Origin of the sequence: Azospirillum sp. B510, from assembly GCF_000010725.1 — a bacterium.
In the GTDB taxonomy this organism is placed as follows: Bacteria; Pseudomonadota; Alphaproteobacteria; order Azospirillales; family Azospirillaceae; genus Azospirillum; species Azospirillum lipoferum_B.
The window spans coordinates 41,123-63,998 of sequence record NC_013857.1 but is presented as its reverse complement, the minus strand read 5'-3'; the positions used below and the strand labels follow the sequence as shown (position 1 = coordinate 63,998).

The 22,876-nt window shown below is 68.6% G+C and carries 16 protein-coding genes; 6 read left to right on the top strand and 10 right to left on the bottom strand.

What is annotated here, in order from left to right:
* Nucleotides 1-25 precede the first annotated feature (25 nt).
* Together AZL_RS24810 and AZL_RS24805 are read right to left on the bottom strand one after the other, a co-directional pair.
* Nucleotides 26-1,162, bottom strand: a complete 1,137-nt coding sequence (locus AZL_RS24810) for a thiolase family protein (RefSeq protein WP_012977171.1) — start codon at nucleotides 1,160-1,162, stop codon at nucleotides 26-28.
* Nucleotides 1,159-1,641: a MerR family transcriptional regulator gene (locus tag AZL_RS24805; protein ID WP_012977170.1), complete on the bottom strand. Its 483-nt coding sequence runs from the start codon at nucleotides 1,639-1,641 to the stop codon at nucleotides 1,159-1,161. The genes AZL_RS24810 and AZL_RS24805 overlap by 4 nt, the downstream gene beginning before the upstream one ends.
* Nucleotides 1,642-1,976: 335 nt before the next feature.
* Here AZL_RS24805 and AZL_RS24800 point away from each other — a divergent pair, with 335 nt between their 5' ends.
* Complete coding sequence (locus AZL_RS24800; RefSeq protein WP_042445589.1) at nucleotides 1,977-2,165, top strand: hypothetical protein; 189 nt, start codon at nucleotides 1,977-1,979, stop codon at nucleotides 2,163-2,165.
* Between the two features lie 172 nt (nucleotides 2,166-2,337).
* Here AZL_RS24800 and AZL_RS24795 read toward each other — a convergent pair whose 3' ends face one another.
* The 3 genes from AZL_RS24795 to AZL_RS24785 all read right to left on the bottom strand — a co-directional run bounded on the left by AZL_RS24795 (nucleotide 2,338) and on the right by AZL_RS24785 (nucleotide 10,285).
* On the bottom strand, nucleotides 2,338-7,128 hold the full coding sequence (locus tag AZL_RS24795) for an alpha-2-macroglobulin family protein (RefSeq protein ID WP_042445587.1): 4,791 nt from the start codon (nucleotides 7,126-7,128) through the stop codon (nucleotides 2,338-2,340).
* 185 nt (nucleotides 7,129-7,313) lie between these two features.
* Nucleotides 7,314-8,972 (bottom strand): sensor histidine kinase, encoded by a 1,659-nt coding sequence (locus tag AZL_RS24790; protein ID WP_012977168.1) that lies wholly within the window; start codon nucleotides 8,970-8,972, stop codon nucleotides 7,314-7,316.
* A 149-nt stretch (nucleotides 8,973-9,121) separates the two neighbouring features.
* The gene (locus AZL_RS24785) at nucleotides 9,122-10,285 is read right to left on the bottom strand and encodes an aminotransferase (protein ID WP_012977167.1); all 1,164 of its coding nucleotides are present in this window, start codon (nucleotides 10,283-10,285) and stop codon (nucleotides 9,122-9,124) included.
* A gap of 187 nt (nucleotides 10,286-10,472) precedes the next feature.
* Between AZL_RS24785 and AZL_RS24780 the strand changes: the two genes are divergently transcribed.
* Nucleotides 10,473-11,603, top strand: a complete 1,131-nt coding sequence (locus AZL_RS24780) for an ISAs1-like element ISAzs15 family transposase (protein ID WP_012974918.1) — start codon at nucleotides 10,473-10,475, stop codon at nucleotides 11,601-11,603.
* Between the two features lie 207 nt (nucleotides 11,604-11,810).
* Here the strand turns inward: AZL_RS24780 and AZL_RS24775 are convergent, their stop codons facing one another.
* Both AZL_RS24775 and AZL_RS24770 read right to left on the bottom strand, forming a co-directional pair.
* A complete protein-coding gene (locus AZL_RS24775) occupies nucleotides 11,811-12,101 on the bottom strand; it encodes a hypothetical protein (RefSeq protein WP_052293771.1) in 291 nt (96 codons plus the stop codon).
* 106 nt (nucleotides 12,102-12,207) lie between these two features.
* Nucleotides 12,208-12,699 (bottom strand): hypothetical protein, encoded by a 492-nt coding sequence (locus AZL_RS24770; protein WP_012977166.1) that lies wholly within the window; start codon nucleotides 12,697-12,699, stop codon nucleotides 12,208-12,210.
* Nucleotides 12,700-13,015: 316 nt separating this feature from the next.
* Between AZL_RS24770 and AZL_RS24765 the strand changes: the two genes are divergently transcribed.
* Nucleotides 13,016-14,818, top strand: coding sequence for a methyl-accepting chemotaxis protein (locus AZL_RS24765; protein WP_052293770.1), 1,803 nt, complete (start codon nucleotides 13,016-13,018; stop codon nucleotides 14,816-14,818).
* Between the two features lie 73 nt (nucleotides 14,819-14,891).
* Here the strand turns inward: AZL_RS24765 and AZL_RS24760 are convergent, their stop codons facing one another.
* Entirely contained in the window at nucleotides 14,892-16,667 is a 1,776-nt protein-coding gene (locus AZL_RS24760) for an SLC13 family permease (protein WP_012977164.1), read from the bottom strand.
* 90 nt (nucleotides 16,668-16,757) lie between these two features.
* Nucleotides 16,758-18,794: an AsmA family protein gene (locus tag AZL_RS24755; RefSeq protein WP_012977163.1), complete on the bottom strand. Its 2,037-nt coding sequence runs from the start codon at nucleotides 18,792-18,794 to the stop codon at nucleotides 16,758-16,760.
* 237 nt (nucleotides 18,795-19,031) lie between these two features.
* On the opposite strand from AZL_RS24755, the gene AZL_RS24750 reads away from it, so the two are divergent.
* From AZL_RS24750 to AZL_RS24740, 3 genes are read left to right on the top strand one after another with little or no spacing between them, the layout of a single operon-like run.
* Nucleotides 19,032-20,135 (top strand): hypothetical protein, encoded by a 1,104-nt coding sequence (locus AZL_RS24750; protein ID WP_012977162.1) that lies wholly within the window; start codon nucleotides 19,032-19,034, stop codon nucleotides 20,133-20,135.
* A gap of 2 nt (nucleotides 20,136-20,137) precedes the next feature.
* Nucleotides 20,138-21,442: a hypothetical protein gene (locus AZL_RS24745; RefSeq protein WP_012977161.1), complete on the top strand. Its 1,305-nt coding sequence runs from the start codon at nucleotides 20,138-20,140 to the stop codon at nucleotides 21,440-21,442.
* 35 nt (nucleotides 21,443-21,477) lie between these two features.
* Complete coding sequence (locus tag AZL_RS24740) at nucleotides 21,478-21,852, top strand: hypothetical protein (RefSeq protein WP_042445583.1); 375 nt, start codon at nucleotides 21,478-21,480, stop codon at nucleotides 21,850-21,852.
* Between the two features lie 40 nt (nucleotides 21,853-21,892).
* On the opposite strand, the gene AZL_RS24735 is transcribed toward AZL_RS24740, so the two are convergent.
* A complete protein-coding gene (locus AZL_RS24735) occupies nucleotides 21,893-22,795 on the bottom strand; it encodes a DMT family transporter (RefSeq protein WP_042445580.1) in 903 nt (300 codons plus the stop codon).
* Nucleotides 22,796-22,876 lie beyond the last annotated feature (81 nt).

The window sequence follows — 22,876 nt, the reverse complement described above, 5'->3', positions numbered from 1 at the left end:
GTCGTTTCCTCCCCGATCCCGTTCGTCACACCGCTTCCAGGATGGTGGCGATGCCCTGGCCGCCGCCGATGCACTGGGTCGCCAGCGCGAACTGCTTGCCTTCGCGCTTCAGCAGGGCCGCCGCCTTGCCGGTGATGCGGGCGCCGGTGGCCCCCAGCGGGTGGCCGAGCGCCAGCGCGCCGCCGTCCGGATTGACGCGGGACGGGTCGATGTCGAGGTCGCGCATGCAGGCGATGGCCTGGGACGAGAACGCCTCGTTGATCTCGATGATGTCGATGTCGTTGATCGACAGGCCGGCACGGGCCAACGCCTTGCGGGTGGCCGGAACCGGCCCCAGCCCCATCAGTTCCGGCGCGCAGCCGGCGACGGCGACCGAACGGATCTTCGCCAGGATCGGCAGTCCGTTGGCACGGGCATACTCCTCCGTCGTCACCAGCACGACCGATGCGCCGTCGGTGAGCGGCGAGGAGGTGCCGGCGGTGACGCTGCCGTCGGCGGTGAAGGCCGGCTTCAGGCCCGACAGCCCCTCGGCGGTGGTGCCGGGGCGGATGCAACCGTCCTTGTCGACCAGACCGGCCGGGGTCTGGATGCCGACGATCTCATCGGCCAGACGGCCGGCGGCCTGGGCCTCGGCCGCCTTGGCGTGGGAGGCGACGGCGAGCGCCTCCTGCTCGGCGCGGGAGATGGCGTATTTGCGGGCGACATTCTCCGCGGTGATGCCCATCGAGCAATAGGCTTCCGGGTAGGACTCCTTCAGCGCCGGGTTGGGCATCGGGTTGAAGCCCATGATCGGCACGCGGGTCATCGATTCGACGCCGCCGCAGACGAAGACCTCGCCGGCCCCCATCTGGATGGCGCCCGCCGCCTGATGGATCGACTGCATCGAGGAGCCGCAATAACGGTTGACCGTGGTCGCCGCCGCCGTCAGCGGCAACTTGGCCAGGAAGGAGATGCCGCGGGCGACGTTCAGCCCCTGCTCGCCCTCGGGAAAGGAGCAGCCGACGATGACGTCCTCGACATCCTCGGTCTTCAGGCCGGTGCGCTCGACCAGCGCCGCGATGACGCGGGCCAGCAGATCGTCGGGGCGGACCTTGGTCAGTTCGCCCTTGTGGGCGAAGGCGAAGGGTGAACGGGCGTAACCGGCGATGACGACCGACTTCATGACTGCTTCTCCTCCATGTCCTGCGTCTCCGTGATGCCGTTGCGGCGAAGATGCTCGGAGATCTGGGTGTCGATGGTGCACAGCTCCGCCAATGTCTGTTGGACATCGGCAAGCTGCTGTTCAAGTGCCGAAATCCGACGGCGGGCGATCGTGCGCATGTAGCGCATCTGTTCGATCCGGGCGTCGTCGGTGTCGTAAAGGTTCAGGAATTCCTTGATCTCGGCCAGGCTGAACCCCAGCCGCTTGCCCCGGCAGATCAGCGCCAGCCGGGCGCGGTCGCGTCGGCCATAGATACGGGCGCTGCCGATCCGCTCCGGCGCCAGCAGCCCCTCATCCTCGTAATGGCGGATGGTGCGGTGGGTCAGACCGAACTCCCCGGCCAGCTCGCCGATGCCAAGGTGCGGCACGCCGGCGCGACCGTCAGTCCCGTCCCCCTCTTCCGTCCCCAACGGGCCGATGCAGACCGAAACCAGATCCACGCCGCCATTCCCTTCCCTGACGTTTACGTAAAGGTAAGGTCGATGCCCAAAGCTGTCAACAGGCTTTGTTGACCGTGCAAATCAATTCGGCGGCCGGTGCGGCGCGCCCGCACAGTGACAGGATGCCACGCCCCGGTATGACCGGCGGCTGTGGCAGGCTTTGCCGTCAACGCCCGCATCCGCCTTTTCCTTGCCCCACCCTCCCAACCGGGATCGCGGGCATTCGGAAAATGTGGGACTTGGATGCGAAGAAAAACAGGCGGCGGAAATGCCGTGACGGATTCAGGGCGGGTTGAGTTGTTCGGCGGATCAGGGCACGGGACAGGAGACAACCCATGTCGGCGCGCGCCATCGTATCGTTGGGCGTCTGGATATTGGCCATGGTGCTGGTCGGCACCCTGACCGTGGGCCTCGCATTGGCCTTCTACGTGATGCTGACCCTGTGCTTCGCGGTCGTGGTCGCAGCATTGAGCCTGTTCGTCCGGCGGCGGGAGAACCACCGCAGGGAACAGAGCTATCTTTAGAAAACGCCTTTAGGGCGGATCGCGTGAAATCGGACTCGATTTGAAGCGTGAATCCGATCGTCAGACATAAAGCCATGGCGTCGCGCGTTTCATGGTAAACGCACGACGCTAGAGAAATCACCGATGTCCGGAGGGGGGACCGTTCCCGGTCCCCCTCTCCCTGTCGATGACCTCACTCCGGCAGCACGCGCAGCCGGGAGGCCGCGGTGCGGGCGGACAGATGGGGGCGTTGCAGATCCTGCACCTGGGCGCCGGGGGCGGCGAAATCGCCGGGAGTGACGGCGCGGACCAGATAGACCAGCCGGAAACGCGGGGCCGTCTTGGGCAGGTCGACCGCGGCCAGGAAGCGGTCCTCGCGGAACTCGACATTGCGAACCGCCGACAGTTCGCCGAGCCAGGACAGCTTGCCGAGCTGGCCGCTGTTGGCAAGGCGGACATTCTCGATCTCCAGCCCCGCCGGCAGCGGATCGCTGACCAGAACCGAATGGTCGAGCGGGTCACCGACCTCGCCTTCCAGGATCACCACCAACAGGTCATTGTGGCGGATTCCGGCCGGATCGACCGGACGTCCGGCCATGTCGAACAGGCGGCGGCGGATGGTCATCCCCTGCTCCTCGGCACCGGCCGGCTGCTCGGGAATGCCGGCCACCGACAGCGTCTGCCGGACCTCGCCGCCCAGATTGCGGATCGCCGGCGGCGCGGCCGGGTTGACGGGCAGGATCTGCGGTTTGGCGTTGTCCACCGTCTGGTCGCCGATGGCGAGCTTCATCGGCGCCGCGCGGTCGATCAACGCCTTGGCGGCCAGCAGCAGCCAGGCCTGCTCCTGTAGGTTGGTGGTCCGCACGGCGGCGAAGGTCTTCGCCACGCGCTCGCCGGCCTGGAAGATGCGGTCGCGGTCCACCGCCCCGCTCTCGCCCATCAGCGCCACCACACCCGCCTCGTCCCTGAGCGAGGAGCCCTGGTCGCGCAGGCTGGCGGTCACCATGCGGGCCCCGGTCAGCTTGGAAAAGGCCTCCGTCGCCCCGGCCTGATCGCCCAGAACGGCGGTCGCCGCGGCGATCTGGGCCCGGCCGAAGTCGGTTTGCAGCCGGTCCCAGTAATTCTCACGGAAATAGCGCACGGCGCCGGCATCGATCATCTTCGCCCGCGCCAGCACATAGAGCGCATAGGCGCGGCCCGGCAGGTCGGCGGTCTCGACCCAGGAATTGTCGATGGCCTGCTTCAGCCAGTCCAGGCCCTTGCGATAGGGCTGGTCGGGAATGCGGTAGCCGGCGGCCTTGGCCCGGCCAAGCACATCGACCGCGTAGGCGGTCAGCCAGGGGTCGAGATCGCCCTTGGGCGACCAGGCGGCGAAGGCGCCGTCGAGCCGCTGGAAGGTCATCAGCCGGTCGACGCCGCGCTGGACGCGCGCCTTGATGCGGTCCTCCGGCGCGATGCCGAGGCCGGCGGCCACATCGCTCATCGACAGCAGCGGCAGCAGGCGGCTGGCGGTCTGCTCCGTCCCGCCCACCGTCGCGCGGTCGAGCGCGAAGAGCAGCCCCGGCACATCAAGATCGGGCAACGGAGCCACGGTCGCGCCGACCGACAGGGTCTCCGGCCGCAGGCCGGCGGTAAGGTCGGCGGGAAGGGTCAGGCTCTTGTCGGCCGGCAGGGCGGCGGTGGCCCGGCGCGACACCGCCGAGGTGGCCGGACGAACGGTGACGTCCCAGCGCCGGGTGACGCGGACGCCCTCCGGACCGGTCACGTCCAGCGTGACATGGCCGGACCCGACCGCGGTGGCGGTCAGGACGCGGCCGGCGGTCGCCCGCTTGCCGCGCGCCAGCTTCGGCACCGCCAGATCGGCGCCCGGCTCACCACCCGACTCGCCCCGCGCGATGGAGACGGCCCCCTCGGCGGTCAGACTCATCCGGTAGTCGCCGGACGGGCCGTTCAGGTTGTCGAGCGACAGCAGCACCTGCGCCGAGTCGCCGGGAGCGAGGAAGCGCGGCAGCACGGCGTCGGCGACCACAGGGTCGCGGACGAGAACCTGGCTTTCGGCATGGCCGACGCGCCCCTCGCTCCAGGCGACGGCCATCAGGCGCAGGCGTCCCTGGAAGTCGGGCAGTTCGAAGGGTACGGAGACCTTGCCGTCGGCCCCGACGGTCAGGATGCCGGAATAGAGCGAGACAACCCGTTCCGATTTGGGCGGGACCAGCCCGGCGACCTGATGCAGGCGCGGCGCCGGCTGGGCCGGCGGACGGGTGGCGTCCAGCCCGGCCGGGTCGATCAGGCGGCCATAGGAGTCGCGCAGTTCCACGCTGAGCGGCCGCTTGCGCAGATAATGGCGGGCCGGATCGGGCGACGGCTGGTCGGTCAGCTGCATCACCGCCTCGTCGACGGCGGCCAGGGTGACGAAGGCCTGCTTGCCCTCCGCCACCTCGGTGACGGTGACGTCGGCGGACATGGCGCGGCGCGGCTCGGTCTCCGCCGGGGCGGAGAGGCGGACATCCAGCGTGCGCGGCGCCTTGTCCATCGCCAACCACGCCAGACCGACGGCGCGGCGCGGCGGCTTCCTCGACTGCGGATCGGAGGTGGCGAAGGCGGTCGCCAGGATATGGGCGCCGCTGGTCCAGCCCTGCCCGACCGGAATTTCCAGGAAGGCGCCCTGCGGGCCGATGGCGCGGGTGACGGCATAGGTGACGCCACGGTCGGCCACGGCGACCAGAACCTGGCTGTCATAGGGCGGCTTGACGAAGACCCAGGCGCTTTCGCCGACACGGTAGGCCGGCATCATCACCGAGACGTCGACGGCGTCCGGCCGCTCGCCGGCGGTCGGGGTCATCCACCAGCCGGCGGCGAAACGGAAGCTGCTGGCGACGCCGGTCTTGGGGTCGAACACCTCCAGCCGATAGCGGCCGGCGGCCACCGGGGTCTCCACCGCGACCGGCGCGGCGGCCTGGGCCGACAGCGAACCGCCGGTCACCCGCTGGTCCTTCACCGTGACCTTGTAGTCCCAGCGGCCGTTCGCCTCGTACCACGCGTAATCATACTCCTCCTCGAACAGCTCGTAGGAGAGGTCGGCGCGGTCGGTCGGCTTGCCGTCGGGACCGACGGCGACGACGTCGAAGCCGGCGGTGGCCCCCTCCGGCACGCCGTCACCCTCGAAGCGCGGCTTGATGCCGATGGCGAAGGGCTGGTGGCGAACCGGCAGCACGAAGTCGCGGCCGACCGGACGGCCGCCGATGTCGAACAGGGTGGCGCGCACCACCGCCTCCAGCGGACGGGTGCTTTCGGGCGGACGCGGCAGCTTGACCTTCAGGCGGGCGGAACCGTTGGAGTCGGTGATGAAGCCCGGCAGGTCGGCGCGGGCCGGCTTCACCTCCTCCTGGACCAGGCCGAAATGATAGCCCGGCAGGCCGGGATAGGGGTTGGCGGCGGTGCGCAGCGTCACCGTCAGCTCGCCCGGCAGGCCGGAGGCGGGCGCGCCGTAGAGGTAATGGCTGTCGAGCGCGATGTCGGCCTCGCCGTCGGCCGCCAGCTCCGTCGTCGGGGAGGCCAGCGCCACGTCGAGCCGCGGCGGCACGAAATCCTCCAGCAGGAACTCGGCCTTGCCGATGGCCGGACCGTCCGGCTCGGCATGGGCGGTGACGACCCAGTTACCAGGATAGGCGTTCATCGGCAGTTCGACACGGGTGGCATAGCCGCCGGCCCCGCTGTCGGTCAGGCTGCGGCGTTCGACCTCGAAACCATCGGGGCGCAGGATGCGGATGGTCAGCGGTTTGCCGGCCGGCGGGTTCAGGTCGGCGTCGCGCAGGAGCGCGGTCACATGCACCGTCTCGCCCGGCCGGTAGATGCCGCGTTCGGTGTAGAGATAGGCGTCGAGCCCGCCGGTGACCGGACGGACGGCGGTGGCCGGCCTGTCGGGCGCCTCGGCCGGCGGGGCGCCGCCGGCGGTCAGGTCCAGAAAGGCGAAGTCGCCGTCGCCACGCGCGGCGAACAGGGCCTGGACCGGCTCGGCCCCGGCGGCGCGCAAGGCGGCGAGGTCGAAGCGGCCAAGCCCGTCCTCCCCGGTCTGGACCCGCCCCAGCTCGGTGCCGTTGCGGGCGACCAGACGCAGCTCCACCCCGGCGGCCGGCGCCGCCGACTGGGCGGAGCGGGCGAAGACCACCAGCGAATCCTCGCCCAGGATGGTGTTGAGGCCAAGGTCGGAGACGACGAACCACTGGGTCGCCTTGCGGTCCCAGCCGCCCGGCTTGATCTCGTCGGCGCCGGCGACGGCGACATAGACGCCGGGGTCGAGCTTGCCCAGCACGGCATCGATGGGAAAGGCGGTGGTGACGGTGCGGTTGGGCTGGTTGCCGATGCCCATCTCGCCCCGCCAGACCTCCTGGCCCGACTTGTCGAGGATCTCGCCGATGTCGTAGTCGGTCATCTGCTGGGTGATGCGGCCGAAATAGATCTTCTCGACCAGCGCCCGGTCGGTGATGCGCAGCACCTGGAGCTTCGCCCGGTCCAGATTGATCGAGCGCAGCGGCAGCCCGTCCGCGCCGACGCGCGGCAGGATGTAGCCGGCGCCGCGGAAGGCCAGCGACGGCTTGCGGTTGGGCACCTGCACCTCGCGGGTGTCGGCCGCCGGAAGCCGCTTGCCGTCGGCGCCGGGAAGCCCGTCCCTCAGCGTGACGCGGTAGGTCTCGCCATGCTGGAGCCCCTCGACGCAGAGCGTGCGGTCGCGGGCGATGGCGGCGCCGTCCACCGCCGGCTCCACCGCGACATAGTCGCGGTAGTTGACGGCGCGCGAGCGCTCCAGCCGGTCGGTGAAGGTGAAGCAGGCCTGTGGCGTATCACGCTCCGCCACCACCTCGACGCTGGCGACGCCGAAGGGCACCGGTTCGGCCGGCGGGTCGGCGGCGAAGGTCTGGGATACGGTGAGCGTGCCGGAGCACGCGACAAGAACGGCACAGACACGCGCCAGCGCACGCAACATTCGAGACAGGCCCCAATTCCGCGGGTGGATCCGGAAGCACGCGGCCGGGGACAGCCCTGGCGTCGGCTCGGACCTGGACAAAACCGGCGCGGAGTATGCCCAAGCGGCGGGGGTTTCGCCATGGCTTTGCGGCGCCGCCGCGAAGATCGCCGACATGGAGGAGGGCAGCGGCCCGATCGGAACGGTCAGGCGGTGAATTCCAATGTGATCTGGCTGCCCTGGCCGGGCCGGCTGTCGATGCGCAGACTGCCGCCATGCGCCTCGATCAGCGACTTGACGATGGGCAGGCCGAGGCCGGTGCCACGGCCCGGATGGGCGACGAGGGCCGCCGTCTGGCCGAAGGGGACGGAGGCCTGGCGCAGTTCCTCCGCCGTCATGCCGATGCCGGTGTCGGTGATGCGGACGATGCAGCGGCCATGGGTCCCACGCCCGACGCTGACCAGCACCCGCCCATTCTCCGGGGTGAATTTCAGGGCGTTGCTCAACAGGTTCAACAGCATCTGCTTCAACGCCCGCTCATCCGCCCGCACCAGGGTCGGGGACGGTGGCCGTTTGATCTCCAGGTGGATCGATTTCTGCTCCGCCTGGGGCGTCACGATGCGGATCGCCCACTCGGCGGCGGCGACCGGATCGACATCCTCCATCAGCAGGGCGAACTTGCCGGCCTGCAACCGGGACAGGTCGAGGATGTCGTCGATCAGGGTCAGCAGATGCTGGCCGGAGGTGTGGATGTCACGGGCGTAGTCGGCATAGCGGGGACCGGCATCGGGTCCGAACATCTGGTCCTTGATGATCTCGGAGAAGCCGATGATCGCGTTCAGCGGCGTGCGGAATTCATGGCTGACACGGGCGAGGAAATCGCGGTTGACCGCCAGCGCCGCCGCCAGCCGCTCGGCGTTGCGGTGCTGGACCAGCAGGAAGCCGGCGACCAGCAGGACCGAGACGCTGAACAGGCCGGCGATGATCCGCATCTGCCCGCGGAAGCCGGCGACCTCGGCGTCGATGTCCTTCACGGCGATACCGACGACGAGGATCAGCGGATAGCCCTCCACCGGCCGGTAGGCGTAGGCGCGGCGCATGCCATCGGCGATGCTGTCCTGCCAGAACACCCCGGTCAGCGATTGCCGCACCGCCGTCCACAGGTTCGAGCGGGTGCTGTCGAGCCCGACGGCGTCCTTGCCATCCTTGGAGCCGCGGGCGCGGATGATCCGGTCCAGCCCGACCAGCGTGACCACCCCATTGCGGCCGACATCGGCCTGCCGGTAGAAATCGGACAGATAATCGGGATCGACATTGGCCACCACCACCCCGGCGAAGTCCCCCGCCGCGTCCTCCAGCCGGCGCGAGACGCGCAGCAACGGCCGCCTGGCCGCCGAGCCGGTGACGGGCGGGCCGACCTTCATCAGCGACCGCCCCTCCCCCTGGTGATAGGCGGTCAGGCCGCTGCCCTCCAGCGTGTCGGGCGGGCCGTTCCCCTCGCTGCGGAAGCGTTGGAGGCCATCTGGCCCGAAAACGCTGAAATGATGGATCAGGGAGCTGTCATAGAGGCCGTCGTCGATGATGCGGCGCGCCCGCGGCAGCCCGCCTTCGGCATAGCGTTCGGCGAAGGAGCGCAGCGTCGTATCGACATCGTGCAGGGTGCGGCTGGTGCTGCTTTCATAGGCGCGCGCGGTCGTCTGGGCATTGACGATCGCCTCCCGCATCTGGGACTCCAGCATGGAGGAGGCCATCACGGCATAGCCGACCCACACCCCGGCCAGCGCCAGGGCGGCGATGGCCAGGACGCCGTTGCGGAAGGACGGCATCCTGATGGATGGCAACCGAAGGGTCGGGAGACGTGGCATGACCTGCGCTCCGCCGTTCCACCGTCCCCGCGCCGGTCCGCCATGTCGGGGCGGGACCGGTGGGGGATAAACCGATCATCGCACCAATCGATTAAGACTTGCCGAATATTTAGGTATTCACCTCATGAGATGAGCAAGGGAGTCAAGCCCTATCGCGATACGAACCGGCTGCGCAGCCGGTCGATGGCGCCGTCGAGCACTTCATCCCTTTTGGAAAAGCAGAAGCGCACCACGTTGGTCGGGGCGTTTTCCACGAAAAAGGCGCTGACCGGAATGGCGGCGACCTTCGCCTCGGCCACCAGCCAGCGGCAGAAGGCCTGATCGTCGCCGTCGAAGCCGAAACGGGAAATGTCGGCGGCGACGAAATAGGTGCCGGCGCTGGGCAGCACCTCGAAGCCGGCCGAGGCCAACCCGGCCGACAGCCGGTCACGCTTGGCCTGGAGTCCGGCGGCGAGCCCGGTGAAATAATCCTCCTCCTTGCCCAGGCCGTAGGCGACGGCGGTCTGGAGGTTCGGCGGGGTGGTGAAGGTCAGGAACTGGTGCGCCTTGGCCACCGGCTGCAAAAGATGCGGAGCGGCGGTGACATAGCCGACCTTCCAGCCGGTCAGCGAGAAGGTCTTGCCGGCCGAGCCGATCTTCAGGCAGCGGTCGCGCATCCCCGGCAGCGTCATCAGGGGGATGTGGCGGCGCCCGTCGAAGACGATGTGCTCATACACCTCGTCGCAGACGGCGAAGGCGTCATGACGCTGGACGAACTCGGCGATCAGCTCCAGCTCCGCCCGCTCGAAGACCTTGGCCGCCGGGTTCAGCGGATCGTTGATCAGCACCAGCTTGGTCCGGGGGGAGAAGGCGGCCTCCAGGTCGGCGCGGCTGAAGCTCCAATCCGGCGCCTTCAGCGAGACGAAGCGCGGCACGCCGCCGGCCAGCCGGACAATGGGCAGATAGCTGTCATACATCGGCTGGAAGAGCACGACCTCGTCGCCCGGGTTGATCAGGCCGAGCAGGCAGGCGGTCAGCGCCTCGGTCGCGCCGGAGGTGACCATCGTCTCGGTCCTCCAGTCGATGTCGAGACCGTAGAAGCGGCCGGCGTGGGCGGCCAGCGCCTGACGCAGGTCGGGGGTGCCCATCATCGACGGGTACTGGTTCCAGCCGGTCAGCAGCGCGTCGGCCGCGGTCCGCAACACGTCGGCGGGGCCGCGGTCGTCGGGAAACCCCTGGCCCAGGTTGATCGCGCCATGCTCCTCCGACAGGCGGGACATGACTTCGAAAATGGTGGTGCCATAGCTGGACAGCAGCGCGTTGCCCGACTTCACCGGAAAGCCTCCTCATGCGAACGGACGCACAAGATGGAGGCTGCGGGGCAAGGCTGTCCAGTACCGGCTTCCGCAGGCAGGGCAATCGCTTGAAGCGGCGCTTGACGCATCGAGTTTAAACGCGGTTGTGGATTCCCTCTGAAGGGCGGGCATGATTCATAGGAGCCTCCATTGATGGGAGGCAGGTATGGCGGAAGGGGCTGGCAAGTCGCTGTTGGATCACTTCTCGGCGCTGGAGGATCCGCGTCAGGCATGGAAGGTCGTATATCCGCTGCCGGAAATCCTGCTCCTGGTGCTGTGTGCCACCCTGGGTGGGGCGGAGAACTTTGTCGAGATCGAGGAGTGGGGCGAGGATCGCCTGGACTTTCTGCGTCGTTTCCTGCCCTACCGGCGAGGCATCGCCAGCCATGACACGCTCAACGACGTGATGAACGCGCTTGATGGCGAGCTGTTTTCGTCCTGCTTCACGGCGTGGGTGGACGGGTTGCGCGAGGGCGAGCCGGACATCGTCGCCATTGACGGCAAGACCTCCCGGCGCGCTCACGCTCGGGCTCAGGGGCGCAACCCGCTGCATCTCGTCTCCGCCTGGGCCAGCCGACAGCGGCTGGTGCTGGGCCAGCAAGCCTGCGAGGCGAAGTCGAACGAGATCACCGCCATTCCACTGCTGCTGGAGCGCTTGGCCCTGACCGGAGCATTGGTAACCATCGATGCCATGGGGTGCCAGACCAAGATCGCCCAAGCCATTCTCGACAAGGGTGCCGACTATCTGCTGGCGGTGAAGGGCAACTGGCCGATCCTGTGCGGGGAAATCGAGCGCTACTTCAGCGAGGCACGCGACGGCGTATCCGACACGTTCACCACCACCGACGGCGACCATGGCCGGATCGAAGTCCGCCACCATGTCGTCAGCCACGACGTCGACTGGCTGTCCACCGACCGCCGCTTCCCGGGCGAGCCCCGCTTCCCCGCCTTGACCAGCATCGCCATGGTCGAGGCCGACGTCGAGCGGGAGGGTAAGCCCAGCCGAGAACGGCGTTACTTTCTCTCCTCGGCACGCCTCGACGCCCGTCTCCTGGCCCACGCTGTCCGCTGCCATTGGCATGTCGAGAACCGCCTGCACTGGGTGCTTGATGTCGTCTTCCACGACGACCTCTCCCGCTTGCGGTCCGGCTTCGGCCCTCAAAACATGGCCGCCATCCGGCACATGGCCATAAACCTCATCCGAAAGGCCCCAGGCAAACAGAGCCTGACCGTCAAGCGTAAGAAAATGTCCTGGAACGCCGACTACCTCGAAACCGTCATCCGGCAGCGCGGCTAACGTCGGTCAAGCGATTGCCCTGCTTCCGCAGGGCAGACCATGGGCGGCCGGCGGAGATGAAACATTTGAAACACCGTGGAACGGATTTCCGGGGATGTTCCATTGTTCCAACGGCCGGACATGCCCCCCAGACGAACGGAAACGCTTCCGCCCATTCCTATCACCGGCGGGTCCGGGCGATAAGAGTTCCCGCGAAAACCGCGCCGGTCAGCCGCCGTTCATCTTGCGCAGGCGGCGGGCGCGCAGCTTCTGCCGGATGCGTTCGACGGGACCGAACATGCGGGGATAACGCCGCTTGGTCCGGACGAACAGACGGCGGGCGTCGGCGGAGTTGCGCAGCACCAGCACGCCGCCCAGCAGCATCACCGGCAGCCCGCCGGGACCGGGCAGAGGGGCGATCAGCAGGCCGAGCAGGATGATCGTGCATCCGGCGCCGATCAGGGCCAACTGTCGCACGCGCGCGAGAGACAGCGTCTGGGCGGTATCGGGAGGACTCATCTGCGGGTCGCCAGGCTCCATGCTTTCCGTTCGCCTGCATATGGGCCGGCGGGGACGGGGCGAAAAGACCCCCCTCACCCTTATCACGGGCGCGAGACGGCGATTCTCAATGCAGCATCCGCGCCGGCTCGGTCGGAGCATGGCGCAGACGGGCGGGATCGAGACGGCTGAGAGCGGCGTCCCGCTCGGCGGGCTTGGGCTCCCACCCGAATTCGCGGACCAGCTGGTCGCGGGCGGCCCCGGCACGGCGGGACAGGTGGGCGCAATCGTCGTGATAGGCGCCCTGATGCCCATTCCGGCGCGGCGGGCGGCAGCGGCGGTCGGCGCAGCTTTCCAGCATCAGGCGGATCATGCGTTCGCGCTTGGCGGCGTCGACATAGCCCATCTGGTCGAAATACAGCTTGGTGAAGGCCAGCTCGGTGACGCGGGGCAGGGTTCGGCGATCACCGACGATCACCGCCGCCACCAGCTCCACGCAGCGGCCGGCGAAATGCGGCAGCGGCGCCGTGCCGTCGTCGGCACGGTCGAGCAGTCTGCTCGGCAGATCGACCAGCCGGCCGGTCACGTCCTTCACCAGATAACGACGCCAAACCGACATGTCAGCCTCCTGTCCGGCCGAGCCGGTTCATGGGCCTTGCGATGGGAGAAGCCTACATCAGACCGGCCAGTGACGGAACCTCGCAAAGCGTCGATGCGAAGCGGACCGCGAATCCTGCGACTCCCGCCGCAACGGCGCGGAAGACAACCGAAGGATGCCCGTCATCACATCGCATGGATGCCCATGCTCATAAAATTATGCAACGCTCGCATCGTCATATTCACAATCCGAAATTTGATGACATACATTCGTAATGATCGTAGGGTAACGATCATTGGATGGCTTTTCACCAATACTTCAATCGGGAGATGTGCGGATGAAGTTGTCTGTCAGGAAAATGATCTTTATCATGGCACCACTCCTGATCATCGCCTTCTCCGCAAACATCATATCATTTATTCTCTTAAGCAACGCCAGGGACTCTTTGACGGCAGCGGAAGCCACAAGATACAACTCCTATCTGCTGGCCGATGAATTGCGGCAGAGCTCCGACGACTTGACCCGGCTTGCCCGCACCTACGTCGTCACTGGTGATGCGAAATACGAAGCCCAGTATTGGGATGTGCTCGCCATCCGCAACGGGCAGAAACCTCGCCCGCTGGCCTACCACCGAATCTATTGGGATTTCGTCGCCGCGACCGGCACCAAACCGCGCAACGACGGGCCCGCGGTCCCCCTCCAGACGCTGATGGAACAGGCCGGCTTCACGGCGGCGGAATTCGGAAAGCTCAAGCAGGCGCAGGCCAATTCCGACGGGCTGGTGAAGCTCGAGACCAGGGCGATGAACGCCGTCAAGGGCCAGTTCGACGATGGGCGCGGCAACTACACCGTGAAGAAGGAGCCTGATTTCGAGCTTGCCCGCAACCTGATGCATTCAAAGGAATATCACACCTTCAAATCGGAAATCATGGCGCCTGTCGATGAGTTCTACGTGCTGCTGGAGCAGCGCACGCAGGGCGCGATCGACGCGGCGGAACGGAACGTGGCCTTCTACCACACGGTCAATGTGACGACGCTGGCGTTGCTGGGCCTCATCCTGGCGCTGGCCGGCTGGATCCTCGTGGCGAGGGTCTCCGCCCCGCTCGATGCCCTCAAGGTCGCGATGACCCGGCTGTCCCGCAACGACCATGGCGTGACCATTCCCTGTCTCGACCGGAGCGACGAGATCGGCGAAATGGCGCGCGCCACCGATGTGTTCAAGCGTGGGCTGGAGGAGGCCGAGACCGCCCGCTCGACCCAGCAGGAGCGGGACCGCCGCCAGGAGGAGGAAAAGCGGCGGACGATGGCGAAGCTCGCCGACGAGTTCGAGGCATCGGTGTCCCGCATGGTGTCGGAAGTACGCTCGGCCACCGGCAGCGTCCAGGAGGATGCGCGCGCCCTGTCCGCCACCGCGCAGGACGCGTCCCACCAATCGGACTCCATGTCGGCGGCCGCCCTCCACGCCACGGAGAATGTCGAGGGGGTGGCGGCCGCGGCGGAGGAGTTGGCCGCCTCCGTCGCCGAGATCGCCCGTCAGGTGTCCGGCGCCTCGTCGGTCGCCCGGAACGCCGTCAGCGAGGCCAACGCCACCAATGAAAGCGTGAAGGGGCTGGCCGCCACCGCGCAGCGCATCGGCGACGTGGTCAACCTGATCCAGGTGATCGCCAGCCAGACCAACCTGCTGGCGCTGAACGCCACCATCGAGGCGGCGCGGGCGGGCGAGGCCGGCAAGGGTTTCGCCGTCGTCGCCAGCGAGGTGAAGAATCTCGCCAACCAGACCGCCAAGGCGACGGAGGACATCCAGGCCCAGGTCAGCGCCATCCAGGAGGAGACCGCCCACGCCGTCCAGGCCATCGACAGCATCACCCGGACCATCGGCAACATCTCCACCATCACCGTCGCCGTCGCCTCGGCGGTCGAGGAGCAGGGCGCCGCGACCCAGGAGATCACCCGGAACGCCCAGGAGGCCGCGCGCGGCACGCGGGGCGTGTCGGCCAATGTCGGCGGCGTCACCGACGCGGCCGACCGCACCCGGCGCTCCGCCGACACGCTGCTGGCCGCCGCCGACACCCTGTCACGGCAGAGCGCCGCGCTGAACACCGAGGTCGACGGCTTCGTCCGCAGGGTGCGGCAGCCCTGACCGGCAACGGCCCCCCGCGCGTCACCCATGGATGTCCCATGCGCCCCTGCATGGGACATCCGGCCCCTCGCTTCTATCGCGGCACCAGCGGCCAGAACAGCGCGATGGCCGCCGTGCCGATCACCACCACCATGATCGACAGCGGCAGACCGAGCCGCCAGTAATCGCCGAAGCGGTAGCCGCCCGGCCCCATCACCAGCGTGTTGCACTGGTGGCCGATCGGGGTGAGGAAATCGCAGCCCGCGCCGATGGCCACCGCCATCAGGAAGGCATCGGGCCGGAGCCCGAGATGGGTGGCGAGGCTGGCGCCGATCGGCGCCATCACCAGAACGGTCGCGGCGTTGTTGAGGAAGGGCGTCACCGCCATCGCCGCCACCATGATCATGGCGAGCGCGCCGATCGGCGGCAGGCCTTGCGAGGCGTCGGACAGGAAGCCGGCGATCAGCTCGGTGCCGCCGGTGGTCCGCAGGGTCTCGCTGACCGGAATGAGGGAGCCCAGCAGAACCAGGATCGGCCATTCGACGGCGTCATAGGCCTCGCGCAGGCTGACCACCTTCAGCGCGGTCATCGCCACAGCCGCCCCGAAGAAGGCGATGGCGACCGGCAGCGTTCCGGAGGCGACCAGCAGGACGGTCAACCCCAGCACCGCCACCGCCGCCGCCCGTTTCGGCGTGCGGCCGATGGCGAGGTTGCGCTCGGCCAGCGGCAGACAGCCCAGCTCGGCCAGCGTGTCGGCGACGGCGGCCTGCCGGCATTGCAGCACCACCAGATCGCCCGATTGCAGGCGGACCCGGCGCAGCCGCTGACGGATCGGACGGCCGCGCCGGCTGAGCGCCAGCAGATTGGCACCGAAGCGCTCGCGCAGGTTCACCTCCTCGATGCTGTGGCCGATCATGGCGGAGCGCTGTTCCACCACCGCCTCGACCACGGCGATGTCATCCTCGTTCTCGACCTCCTCCTGGTCCTTGTCATGGATCATGCGCAGGCCGGCGCGCTTGACCAGATCGGCCAGCGCCGTGGTGTCGCCCTCCAGCACCAGGATGTCGTCGGCGAACAGCACCCAATGGCCCGACGGGACATAGCGGCGGTAATTCTCGCGCACGATGGCGGCGACGGTCACCTCGGCCTCGCCGAAGGCTTCCAGCTCCGCCACGGTGCGGCCGACGAACTGCGATCCGACGGGCAGCAGCACCTCCGCCGTATAGTCGTCGATGTTGAAGGCCGGCCCCGCCCCCGCCGCCCGCCCCTTCGGCAGCAGCCGGTAGCCGACGGTGAGGAAGGCGACGCCGAACAGGGCGATCACCAGCCCGACGGGGGTGAAATCGAACATGTGGAAGGGCTCGCCCGTCATCTCCGCCCGCACGCGCGAGACGATGATATTGGGCGAGGTGCCGACCAGCGTCATCAGCCCGCCCAGCAGCGAGCCGAAGGCCATCGGCATCAGCAGCACCGACACCGGCGTGCCGGTGCGCCGCGCCACCTGCACCGCGATCGGCATGAGGATGGCGAGCGCGCCGATGTTCTTGACGATGGCCGACAGCAGGGTCACCGCCCCGGCCAGCACCGCCACCTGGGTCCAGACGCCGGTCATGCGGACGGTCAGCGGGCGCATCGCCGCCTCGACCACGCCGGAACGGCCGACCGCGGCGCTGACCACCAGGGCGGAGCCGACGATGACGACGATGTCGTCGGAGAAGCCCTGGAACGCCTCCTTGGCCGGCACGATGCCCGCGGCCACCGAGGCCAGCAGGGCGATCATCCCGACGAGGTCATAGCGCAACCGGTCCCAGATCAGCAGCGCGATCACCACGCCGATGATGCCGAAGGAAAACATCTGGTCGATGGTCATGGGGAGGGGAAGCGTCCTTCTCCTGTGGTCCGGGGCCGGGGACATGCGGGCAGGCGGCAGGCGGGCAGGGGGATGAAATCCGGCATCCGGTCAGCGCGCCGATCCCGACGGCTTCCCGGTCGCACCGTCCTCCCCGCGCCCGTTGCCCGACCCGCCGGCCGCCGGCGCCCCCTTGCCGGGGGAGCGGGCATCCCGCACCAGCCGGCCACACTGTGGCTGCTCATCGCCGCCCGGGTCAAGGAAGGGCAACATGCCGGCCAGCGGAGTCAGCAGCACGCCCAGCGCCGCCGCCGCCGCCCCGCGCGCCGCCGACTCGGTGGGGTCGACGCCGATGTCGGGACCGCCCAGCGTGCCGCCGACCAGGACCGGGACATGGGTGGCGAAGAGCTGCGGCGATTTCGCGTCGCCGACGATGCGCAGATCCAGCGACTCGCTGCGCAGGCTGATCCGGCCCTTGCCAGTGATCAGCGTCTCCGGGGTGTCGAGCACCAGCGCCTCGACCTCGGCGATGCCGTCGCGCACCGCAAGGTTGCCGACCAGGCAGTTGAAGGGCATCGGCTTCGATCCTGAAATCACCACGCCGAGCGTTTCCAGGATGTTGGTCTTCAGCCCCTTGACCGCCAGGCTGGTGACGCGGCCGCCATCCACCGCGACGCCGATCTTGCCGTCGGAGCCCGCCAGCAGGTCGGCGACCGTCCTGCCGCCACCGGCAAGCTCGATTCGTCCGGCGACCGTGCCGCCGACCTGCCCGGCCAGCGCGCTCTCCGCGAAGAAGGCGGACAGCTTCATGGCGCGGATGTCGAGGTCGGTGCGCATCGCCGGCAACTTGCCGGAGCCGTCCAGCCGCACCGTGCCGGCGATCCGGCCGCCGCCGATGCCGAGCGACAGCGGATCGACCCGCAGATCGCCGTTGGTCAGCCTGACCGTCATGTCCAGCCCCTCCAGCGGGGCGAAGGGAGCCTCGACCCGCTTGCCGCGCAGGCGGACCTCCATGTCGGCGTTGCGCAGCTTCTCCACCGGGATCGGGGTGGCGGGGATGACGCGGCCGGGGCCGCGGGTCGGGTAATCGCCGCCGCCGCGCGGCGAGGCGCCGACCAGGCCCGCCAGATCCAGCGCCGCCAGCCGGTTGGAGGTGAGGTCGGCGCGCAGCATCGGCCGGTCGGCGCCGGTATCGACCAGCAGGTCGCCGGACAGATCGCTTTCGCCGACCTTTCCGTTCATGCCGCGAAAGCTCCAGACGGTGCCTTCGCGCCCGAGATGGCCGGAGATGGAATAAGGCCGCGTCTTCGGCGCCGGAATGCCGAGGATGGGGAAGATCTCGGCCATGTCGTCGCCGCCGAGCCGCACCGACAGGTCGACGCCCTCCAGCTTCACCGGTTCGGCCACCGAGCCTTCGATATGGCCCCGGGTCGCGCCGACGGCGGCCTCCACCTTCAGCGGATAGGGCTTCGGGTCGTCGCGCAGATACAGCAGCGAGCCGCCCTCCGCCGCCAGGGTGAAGGGCCTTCCGGCGAAACTGCCCTTGCCGGTCAGCCGGACGACGTCGCCGCCATCGCCGCCGGTCGCGGTGTCGATGGCGTTGTCGATGTCGATGCCGCTGGTGGGATCACGATAGCGGAGCCGGCCTTCGGCGATCGCCAGCCGCCCGATCACCGGGATGTCGCCGCGGTCGTCGGGCGTGGCGGCCCGCTTCGCAACCTCCTTTTCCAGGGTGGGCGGGCCGAACTCCCAATTGGCCTCCCCCTTGCCGTTCTTCTCCAGGATCAGCGTCGGCCCCTGGATGTTCACCTCCGGCAGCTCCCAATCGCCACGCAGCAGCGGCCATGGGCGCAGCGTGGCGTCCAGCGCCCGGATCTCCGCCATGCTCCCGTCCCGCGCCCAATCGGCGTTGGCGACGCGCAGCCCCTCCAGATGGATGCGGATCGGATCGCCGAGGCGGACACGAAGATCGCCGTCGATGGCGACCTCGCGGTTCAGGGCGGCGGAGGCGCGGCGGGCGATGACGCCGCGCGCGTCGTTCCAATCGAACAGCGCCAGCATGGCGGCGATCCCGGCGGCAATGAGCCCGGCAACCCCCAGCAGGGCATAGCCGGTCCACCTGACCACCGATCGCACAGCCGCCGTCATGCCTCCAGCCCTCCCGCACCGTCCTTGTCATCACAACGGACGTCGGGGGCCGCCTGTCGACGTCCGGCGGCGGAGGTACCGCGAGAGCGCCGGCGAGGCCGTTTGAAAGTGATATGATTTCGCCGTCACTTATGTTGGATTTAACACAAAATTCAGCCTCTTGCCCTCGTAATCAGTCTCGTAATCGGATTGTCATCAGACTCCCGACACTCCCCGGCGCCACGGCAGCAGGACACGATGCGTTCCCTGACCAACTTCGCCCCCTCCACCTTCGAGGAACGTGGTGCCGCCGTGGCTTTCACCACGCCGGTCCTGGCCCAGACCCGGGTGCGCAAGGACAGCCGCGACCAGTTGGAGGTGCTGGTGCCCAACCTGTCGGAGGGACGGGGCGTCTATGTGGTGCCGTGGAAGTCGCTGCCGCTGGCCTTCCCGATGACGGTGCATGACCGGATGCTGCATGACCTGATCGCCAAGGCCGACGGCTGCTCCCCCGACGACATCCGCAAGGCGGTGCTGGAGGCCGCGCGCTGCGGTCTGGCCGGCGGCGGCGCCGTGGCGGCGGCCGAGGCGGCGCTGAGCGACGACGACGACCAGCGCCTGCTGATCAACTATCAGCTGATCGTGGAGGCGCTGAAGGCGGTCGGGCTGGAATCGACCGAGATCCTGCGGGTCGGGCTGACCTCCGCCGAAGGGCAGAAGCTGACGCGCGACCTGATGATGAAGGCGGCGCAGCGCCTGGCGCTGGAACCGACCGAACTCTATGGCCGCATCGCCGAGCTGGCGGTGATGATGGAGGCGATCGGGCTGGCCACCTCGCCCAAGCCGGCGCGGCTGCGGCGGCTGATGCGCGACCTCCAGGGTTTCCGCGACAGCATGACCGACTGGGCGACCGACAATGTGTCGGAGGCGGCCCCGATCGGCGGTTTCTGCGCCGAGGTGGCGGAACACACGGTCAACCATGCCCGCACCGTCATCGGTCAGCTCGATCAGGCGATGGCCTCGTTCGAGCTGCTGCTGCGCCAGTGGGAAACCAAGCGGCCGCAGATCCGCAAGGCATGCAGCCGGCTGTCCTGGCTGCTCGACGGCTGGGAATTCCTGATCCTGCTGTGGAGCGACGCGCTGACCCAGGACCGGCACAGCCAGGACATCGCCGTCCATGACATCTTCCGCGTCATCCCCCTGCTGCCCAGGGACGAGGGCCGCGCCGACCAGTCGATGCTGGCCGACAAGCTGATCTCCAGCCATAAGCGGTCGGTGCGCGCCTATGTCGACTGGCGCAGCGGCCAGCTCGACGTCGATCTGGTCATGCGGATCGAGACGATCAAAGGGAAGGCGGCCTGACCATGGAGATGAGGGATCTGGTCGCGCTGGGCGACAAGCTTCTGGACATCGACGAGGCCAAGTTCCGTCAGGTCGTCGATCTGCTGGAGCAGATGAACGACCATCCCGACATCCAGCGCACCATCGCCGTCATCCGTCCCCGGTTGGTCGAGCTGCGGCTGCACCGCCGCCCGACCCTGAAGCGCCTGTTCTGCGACCCGTTCGAGGATCTGTTCGAAGCGCTGGGCAAGTCCGACCCGGTGCCGCTGAGCGTGATCGAACGGGCGCTGATGAACAGCCTGTGGCCGCTGGTGGAGGCACAGATCGGCAAGGAGCGGCTGCGCGCCTTCCGCCCCGCCGCCCTGCGGGACGGACCGGAGCGCAAGGCGCTGACCGAGGCGTTCTGGGCGGAATGCGCGGTCGCGGTCACGGAGATCGCCAAGGGGGCGGTGGCCGGTCATTACAGCGAGGCGCTGGAGTTGCGGATGAATCCCGACCGCGCCCGCGCGCTGTCGGACATCGCCGTCATCCTGTCCATCGCGCCCGAGGTGGCGGAGCTGAAGGCGGCGCTGGCGCCCAAGCCGGTGCCGAAGCTGCACGGCGACCATGTCGAGGCGATCCGGACCATCGGCCGCCGGCTGTCCCGCGCCCGGCCGGAGGCGCTGAAGATCTTCATCCTGCTGGCCGCGTCGCGCCTGACCGACCCGTCGGTCCTGCTCAGCGGACTGTGGGACATGGATCTGGGCCAGAAGCCGGCCGACCGCGCCGCCCTGTTCATGGCGCTGAGCGGCACCGTCGTCGCCCAGATCGAAGACCGCTCGCGCGAGGGCGGCGCCGGTCCCGCCGGCGACCGCATGGCGGTGGCCGATCTGGCGCTCGACCTCGTCGCCAGCCTGGACGCCACCCGCGCGGCGATGGAGCACAGCCGCAACAGGGAGTTCGACCAAAGGCTGAAGCAGGTCCGCAATTCGGTCCATGCCATGGTGAAGGCCCAGGTTCTGCTGGATGCAGACCTCGGCATCGTCGCGGCGATCGGCGCGCTGGACGGCGGCAGCGAGGGCCGCGCCCAGCTCGCCCAGGCGGAGAACCATGCCCGGGCGCTGCGCAAATGCGCGACCATCGCCGATTCGCTGGGGCTGCGCGGCGAATTGCGGGAGGTGACGCAAAAGGCCACCGCCTCGCTGACGGAAAAGGCACGACAGGCGCTGTCCGGACCGGCCGGCGGCGCGCGGTCCGGCTATACCGCCATCCGCATGATCGAGCTGATTGCCGGACCGGCCGAAGCGACTAGAATTATGGACGGGATCATGAACGGCGGCCGGCGTTGATGCTGTCGGCGCCTTGCGGTTCGGGGGTACGGGTGATGGGTTCGGACTATACCGGGTGGGAATTGCCGGCCGACGAGCGCGGCCGCCTGCTGGCTCTGGTTCCGCCGCGCTATGACCGGCTGGTCGCCGATCATGTGACCTTCGGCTTCGGCGCCGGCCCGCAGGAGCCGCTGCCCACCGCCACCGAGGCCGAGGTGATCGGCTGCGCCGACGACGGCGAGGGGGTGCAGGCCCTGGTCGTCGCCATCGACGGCACCAGCGAACGGCCGGACGGCTCGACCTACCACATCACATGGTCGCTGGCGGAGGGACGGCGGGCGGTCGAATCCAACGACGTCATCCGCGATTACGGCTGGCGGCCGGTCGAGCCGTCGACCGTCAGGCTGGTCCCGCGCCATTTCGGGTCCTGAGGCGGGAACCGCGCCTTTTGGTTGCGGGACGGCCGCAGCCTCAGGGTATCTCGGCCACGCCCTCGGCGGCGACACCGCGATTGAGGCGCTGTTCGCGGTAGACGATGAACAGGCCGCTGCCGATGATCAGCGCCGCCCCCACCGCCATGCGCAGCGTCGGCGCGGTGCCCCAGACCAGCAGGTCCAGCACCACCGCCCACAGGATCGACACATACTGGAACGGCACCACCACCGCCGCCGGGCTGAGTTGCAGCGAGCGGTTCATCATCGCATGACCGGCCAGCGCGGTGACGCCGAGCAGCCCCAACAGGAGGAAGCCGAGCCAACCCGGCGCCGCCCAGGACCAGGGCAGCGCCACCCCGCCGATCAGGATGCCGCCGACCATCTGGTTGCCGACCAGCGTCAGGCTGGAGGCCGAGCGCAGCATGCGGGTCGAGATCACGCCGCTTGAGAAGATGAAGGCGCCCAGCAGCGCCACCAGCGACGGCCACAGATCGAAGCGCCCGGTCGGGTTCAACACGATGACGACTCCGGCGAATCCCACCAGCACCGCGACCCAGCGGCGCCAGCCGACGGTTTCGCCGAGCACCAGCACCGACAGCGCGGTGACGATCAAGGGTGCCGACATATAGATCGTCATCACGTCGGCCAGCGGCAGATAGCCGACCGCCCAGTAGAAGCAGCCGATATCAACCGTCATCAGGACCACGCGCAGGATGTGCAGCGGCAGCCGGTCGACGGCGAAGACCGCGGCGACGCCGTCGCGCCAGATCATCGGCGCCAGCACCGCCAGCCCGAACAGGCTGCGCACCGCGACCAGCATGGCGACCGGATGGTCGGCCACCAGCCATTTGCCGAGCGCGTCGTTCAGCGTGAAGAGGGTCATCCCGCCCAGCATCATCAGAATGCCGGGGCGGGTGTCGGTGGCGGATGCCGCGGTCATGGAATGGCCCGGAGATTGTTGAAAGCGAGAGTCCGCGGGAACAGGCCCGAGGCCTGCGCGGGGACCGATATTGCGGGATCG

What these genes read in the sequence shown, in the direction of transcription:
- AZL_RS24810 (WP_012977171.1), bottom strand. Translation starts at nt 1,162, where the DNA reads ATGAAGTCGGTCGTCATCGCCGGTTACGCCCGTTCACCCTTCGCCTTC.
- AZL_RS24800 (WP_042445589.1), top strand. Translation starts at nt 1,977, where the DNA reads ATGTCGGCGCGCGCCATCGTATCGTTGGGCGTCTGGATATTGGCCATG.
- AZL_RS24795 (WP_042445587.1), bottom strand. Translation starts at nt 7,128, where the DNA reads ATGTTGCGTGCGCTGGCGCGTGTCTGTGCCGTTCTTGTCGCGTGCTCC.
- AZL_RS24790 (WP_012977168.1), bottom strand. Translation starts at nt 8,972, where the DNA reads ATGCCACGTCTCCCGACCCTTCGGTTGCCATCCATCAGGATGCCGTCC.
- AZL_RS24780 (WP_012974918.1), top strand. Translation starts at nt 10,473, where the DNA reads ATGGCGGAAGGGGCTGGCAAGTCGCTGTTGGATCACTTCTCGGCGCTG.
- AZL_RS24775 (WP_052293771.1), bottom strand. Translation starts at nt 12,101, where the DNA reads ATGAGTCCTCCCGATACCGCCCAGACGCTGTCTCTCGCGCGCGTGCGA.
- AZL_RS24770 (WP_012977166.1), bottom strand. Translation starts at nt 12,699, where the DNA reads ATGTCGGTTTGGCGTCGTTATCTGGTGAAGGACGTGACCGGCCGGCTG.
- AZL_RS24765 (WP_052293770.1), top strand. Translation starts at nt 13,016, where the DNA reads ATGAAGTTGTCTGTCAGGAAAATGATCTTTATCATGGCACCACTCCTG.
- AZL_RS24760 (WP_012977164.1), bottom strand. Translation starts at nt 16,667, where the DNA reads ATGACCATCGACCAGATGTTTTCCTTCGGCATCATCGGCGTGGTGATC.
- AZL_RS24755 (WP_012977163.1), bottom strand. Translation starts at nt 18,794, where the DNA reads ATGACGGCGGCTGTGCGATCGGTGGTCAGGTGGACCGGCTATGCCCTG.
- AZL_RS24750 (WP_012977162.1), top strand. Translation starts at nt 19,032, where the DNA reads ATGCGTTCCCTGACCAACTTCGCCCCCTCCACCTTCGAGGAACGTGGT.
- AZL_RS24745 (WP_012977161.1), top strand. Translation starts at nt 20,138, where the DNA reads ATGGAGATGAGGGATCTGGTCGCGCTGGGCGACAAGCTTCTGGACATC.
- AZL_RS24740 (WP_042445583.1), top strand. Translation starts at nt 21,478, where the DNA reads ATGGGTTCGGACTATACCGGGTGGGAATTGCCGGCCGACGAGCGCGGC.
- AZL_RS24735 (WP_042445580.1), bottom strand. Translation starts at nt 22,795, where the DNA reads ATGACCGCGGCATCCGCCACCGACACCCGCCCCGGCATTCTGATGATG.